We start from the raw sequence: 4,387 nt of genomic DNA on the forward strand, positions 1-4,387 counted from the left end.
CAACACCCGTTTTCAAGTGGCATTTACAGCGCGCAAGCATTTGTTCGCAACATAAATATGTCAGTCAGCACAGATAATACGGGCGATGCTGGTAACGACGTTAATAAAAAGTCTAGTTCAGGCGGCAGTTTATCTATTGGCCTACTGGTGTTAATGGCTGCAGGTTCATTCGTACGACGCAAAAAAAGGTAACGAGATGAAACATAGACTCAAGATATTCCTACTTGGTTTGGGCACTATCAGTTTAACTGCATGTTCAGCAAACGCAGGACTGCAAACAAACCAGACGTCTGAGCACCAAGCAATGATGGTAGAGACTTATAGGACAAGTGAGAGTCAAATTTCATTTATCGCCGAGTCTAATGGCTGCAGTAAGAACGATGACTTTAGCTTGAAAATAGAGCAAAAATCTTCAACGGAAGCCCTGCTCACAATCGTGAGGAACAAAGTGGATCATTGTAAACGAATGCCGTTTCCAAAGACTTTCACACTCACTCTAGATGAAGAGTTGATAGGCAAAAAACTTTCCATTACCAACCCAAAACGCAAATCACCGGCTAAATAGTGATTCGCTTACGAAAGGGAGCCTCGGCTCCCTTTTTACCTCTCGCAACTCAGCAATTCTCACTCTAGCGTTTTACGCCTGCTCAGACTCCACAATACGCTTAAGTGAATGCGGGTGCAGTTTGATACAAATGCCTTGGTACTTAAACGCCACGGTTGGGTTGTTCAAGCGTTCGCCATCCCCTTTCGGGCTCGACAGTTTGATCTTCACACCTAGCTCTTCCAACTCATTAAAACGCGCGCCAAACGCTGGGTAAGTGTGTTTCAAATCAGCAAGAAACTCGTCTGCAGTTTCGGCATGAGACGGAATCACAAACTCCACATGTTCCCAGCTTTCAGTTGGGTAGATTTTGCCTTCCGCAGGGTATGGCAGTTCCAGACACTCAATCTTCCAACCACGGCTTTCCAACGCTTTGTCGAACTCGATAACGATGATTGGACGACCGTTGATTTTCGCTTGTGAAATCACCTTACCGTATTGATTCCATGCTTCATGCGCGGCTTTTGCTGTTTCAGTATCATTAATTCGCAGCGCAATATGGTCAGCTTGAGCAAAGCTCAGATCCAGTTTTAACAGGGATGCAAGCTCTTCAATCTTCGCCATAAATGCATCCAGATCTTGGATCATCAATTTAGGCGCTAGGCGTTTTTCAACTAGTGGAGTCGTCATTGTGGCTCTCTTATGGGGCGATTTATCTCATTACTCTGAGCGCAATAGTAAACGCAAACCAAACCACATTTCCATTCAATCGAAAAAGTATAAATTTCCCCAATTCCTCTCTGTATGAAAAGCAATAAAGTTGTTATCATTAGCCCCATTTTTGTGAACTCCAACAGAACTCGGCACTTACTTCGCCGAGTTCTTCGTCCTTGAATTGAAGGAAACGCGTGTGAATATCCAAGCACTTATTAATGACAAAGTATCTCAGGCTCTAGAAGCCGCTGGCGCACCTGCAGGCAGTCCTGCGGCAGTACGCCAATCAGCAAAGCCACAATTTGGTGACTACCAAGCAAACGGCGTAATGGGCGTTGCTAAAAAACTGGGTACTAACCCACGAGAATTTGCACAGAAAGTACTGGATGTTCTAGACCTAGATGGTATTGCAAGCAAGACAGAAATCGCTGGTCCTGGTTTCATCAACATTTTCCTAAGCGAAGAGTTCCTAGCAAAACAAGCGGAAGCAGCACTGGCTGACTCACGTCTTGGCGTTGCAGCAGACGAAGCTCAAACTATCGTTGCTGACTACTCTGCACCAAACGTAGCTAAAGAAATGCACGTTGGTCACCTACGTTCAACCATCATCGGTGATGCGGTAGTACGTACTCTTGAGTTCCTAGGTCACAAAGTGATCCGTGCGAACCACATCGGCGACTGGGGTACTCAGTTCGGTATGCTCATCGCAAACCTTGAGCGTGTACAACAAGAGTCTGGCGAAGTTTCTATGGAACTTGCGGACCTTGAAGGCTTCTACCGCGAATCGAAAAAGCTGTACGATGAAGATGAAGAGTTCGCAGTAAAGGCGCGAAACTACGTGGTAAAACTGCAAAGCGGTGACGAGTACTGTGCAGAAATGTGGAAAAAACTCGTTGATGTAACCATGATCCAAAACCAGCGCAACTACGACCGTCTAAACGTGTCACTGACTCGTGACGACGTGATGGGCGAGAGCATGTACAACGACATGCTTCCTAAGATCGTTGCAGACCTAAAAGAACAAGGTCTTGCCGTTGAAGATGATGGCGCGCAAGTTGTATTCCTAGATGAATACAAGAACAAAGATGGCGAACCAATGGGCGTTATCGTTCAAAAACGCGATGGCGGTTTCCTATACACAACAACCGACATCGCATGTGCAAAATATCGTTATGAAGAGCTAAGCGCAGACCGTGTGCTTTACTTCATCGACTCACGTCAACACCAGCACCTAATGCAAGCTTGGACAATTGTTCGTAAGGCAGGCTACGTACCTGAGTCAGTATCTCTTGAGCACCACGCGTTCGGCATGATGCTTGGTAAAGATGGTAAGCCATTCAAAACTCGTGCGGGTGGTACCGTTCGTCTTGCCGACCTTCTAGATGAAGCAGAAGTTCGTGCAGCACAACTGATCGAATCTAAAAACCCTGAACTAGATGCGGAAGAAAAAGAGAAGATCTCTAAAACAGTTGCAATGGCAGCGGTTAAATACTCTGACTTATCTAAACACCGTACGACTGACTACGTGTTCGATTGGGACAACATGTTAGCGTTTGAAGGTAACACAGCACCATACATGCAATATGCATACACTCGCGTAGCTTCTATTTTCGCTAAAGCTGGTGTTGCTATGGACGCTCTCCAAGGTGACATCAAAATCACTGATGAGAAAGAGAAAGCACTTATTGCTAAACTTATGCAGTTCGAAGAAGCGGTTCAATCTGTCGCTCGCGAAGGCCAACCGCACATCATGTGTAGCTACCTATTCGAACTAGCAGGTCAGTTCTCTAGCTTCTACGAAGCATGCCCTATCCTAGTTGCTGAAGACGAAGCAGTGAAACAAAGCCGTCTGAAACTAGCAGCGCTAACAGCGAAGACCATCAAGCAAGGTCTGTCTCTACTAGGTATTGATACTCTAGAGCGTATGTAATCCGCTTTTACGTAGGTAGCTTAAGTAGCACAAGCTAAATGATGACAAAGGTTGACGTGAAAGCGTCAACCTTTTGTTTTATCTGGCGTATACTGATGTCATTCAATTCAAATCGGATAATATAATGAGTTTTGAACTGCACCCTCAATTGGCAAAAGACACTACCGTTATCGGTCACTTCCCACTGTGTGTGGCGCTTCTGCATAAAGACAATGCCGTGCCATGGGTTATCTTAGTACCGAAACGTGCAAATCTTAAAGAGCTTCACCACTTGCCAATGAAAGAACAGCAACAGTTTTTGCTAGAGTCTCAAGCGGTAAGCCAAGCACTGGAAGCAACATTCCGTCCAGACAAGCTAAACCTTGGTGCGCTAGGTAATATGGTGCCACAGCTGCACATTCACCATATTGCTCGCTTCAAAGATGACGTAGCATGGCCGGGACCGGTTTGGGGGAACACCAAAGGTGAATTCCGTACAGAAGAAGAGCAAAACGAATTGCTTGGTCGCATTAAAAATGTGCTGTCACTGAGCTCTATTTTCCAAAAAGCATAAGCACTGCTAGCGAAAATAATTCGCCTTTGAATACGGCTGAAATAGACAGAGAAAGATTAATACGTATTTGTAACAATCTTTCTCATTTTTCTGGGATTATCACTAAAATAAAACTTGTTTAGACTACCAGCTCAGTTAGAGAGGGTCATCATGAAACAAGTCTTCAACACATTCCGATACGTCAGCTGGATCGCCATTATCTGTTCTATGGCTGCTTCATTCTTGCTTTTTCTTATGGGTGCAGCAAAAACCTATTCGGCATTTGCGGTCTTCATTCTCAATCAAACACCTCCAGAAGCACTCGCACATTTAGATAAAGCAGACATCGCGATCGCTTATTTGATCAAGTCACTGGATACGTTTCTTGTCGCACTAGTTTTGTTCATCTTTGCTCACGGCATCTACACACTATTTATTTCCAACAAAGCTAAAGCGAAAACACAAGAGCAGTCGGTTTTGCATTGGATCAGAACCCCAAACATCGGCCATCTAAAAAACATTTTGGCTGAAGTCATCATCGTGATCTTGTTTGTGAAGTTCTTAGAGCTCGTGCTGATTAACTTCGACAGCTTAGATTGGACGATCTTAACATTACCTATTTCGATTTTAGTTTTAAGTCTTGGTTTAAAGTTCCTAGGGTTAGGCG

At 44.6% G+C, this 4,387-nt stretch carries 6 protein-coding genes; 5 read left to right on the forward strand and 1 reads right to left on the reverse strand.

Features of this window, described 5'->3' with window-relative positions; translation table 11 throughout:
* Together CAG68_RS22415 and CAG68_RS18865 are read left to right on the forward strand one after the other, a co-directional pair.
* On the forward strand, positions 1–192 hold a 192-nt coding region (locus tag CAG68_RS22415), incomplete at its 5' end, for a GlyGly-CTERM sorting domain-containing protein (protein WP_237667899.1).
* A 4-nt stretch (positions 193–196) separates the two neighbouring features.
* On the forward strand, positions 197–565 hold the full coding sequence (locus CAG68_RS18865) for a hypothetical protein (protein ID WP_054728945.1): 369 nt from the start codon (positions 197–199) through the stop codon (positions 563–565).
* 72 nt (positions 566–637) lie between these two features.
* Here the strand turns inward: CAG68_RS18865 and CAG68_RS18870 are convergent, their stop codons facing one another.
* Complete coding sequence (locus tag CAG68_RS18870) at positions 638–1,234, reverse strand: VOC family protein (RefSeq protein WP_086046585.1); 597 nt, start codon at positions 1,232–1,234, stop codon at positions 638–640.
* A gap of 220 nt (positions 1,235–1,454) precedes the next feature.
* Between CAG68_RS18870 and argS the strand changes: the two genes are divergently transcribed.
* The 3 genes from argS to CAG68_RS18885 form a co-directional block, all read left to right on the forward strand.
* The gene (argS, locus tag CAG68_RS18875; protein WP_025517318.1) at positions 1,455–3,188 is read left to right on the forward strand and encodes an arginine--tRNA ligase; all 1,734 of its coding nucleotides are present in this window, start codon (positions 1,455–1,457) and stop codon (positions 3,186–3,188) included.
* Between the two features lie 124 nt (positions 3,189–3,312).
* Positions 3,313–3,741 (forward strand): HIT family protein, encoded by a 429-nt coding sequence (locus CAG68_RS18880; protein WP_005446436.1) that lies wholly within the window; start codon positions 3,313–3,315, stop codon positions 3,739–3,741.
* 150 nt (positions 3,742–3,891) lie between these two features.
* The coding region (locus CAG68_RS18885) for a YqhA family protein (RefSeq protein ID WP_161441504.1) at positions 3,892–4,387 on the forward strand (496 nt) is incomplete at its 3' end.

This window comes from Vibrio sp. V42_P2S4T144 (genome assembly GCF_009904715.1).
GTDB classification, from domain to species: Bacteria; Pseudomonadota; Gammaproteobacteria; order Enterobacterales; family Vibrionaceae; genus Vibrio; species Vibrio alginolyticus.

Excerpts from the sequence above, each read along its gene's own strand:
- CAG68_RS18870 (WP_086046585.1), bottom strand. The coding sequence starts at position 1,234 with ATGACGACTCCACTAGTTGAAAAACGCCTAGCGCCTAAATTGATGATC.
- CAG68_RS18865 (WP_054728945.1), top strand. The coding sequence starts at position 197 with ATGAAACATAGACTCAAGATATTCCTACTTGGTTTGGGCACTATCAGT.
- CAG68_RS18880 (WP_005446436.1), top strand. The coding sequence starts at position 3,313 with ATGAGTTTTGAACTGCACCCTCAATTGGCAAAAGACACTACCGTTATC.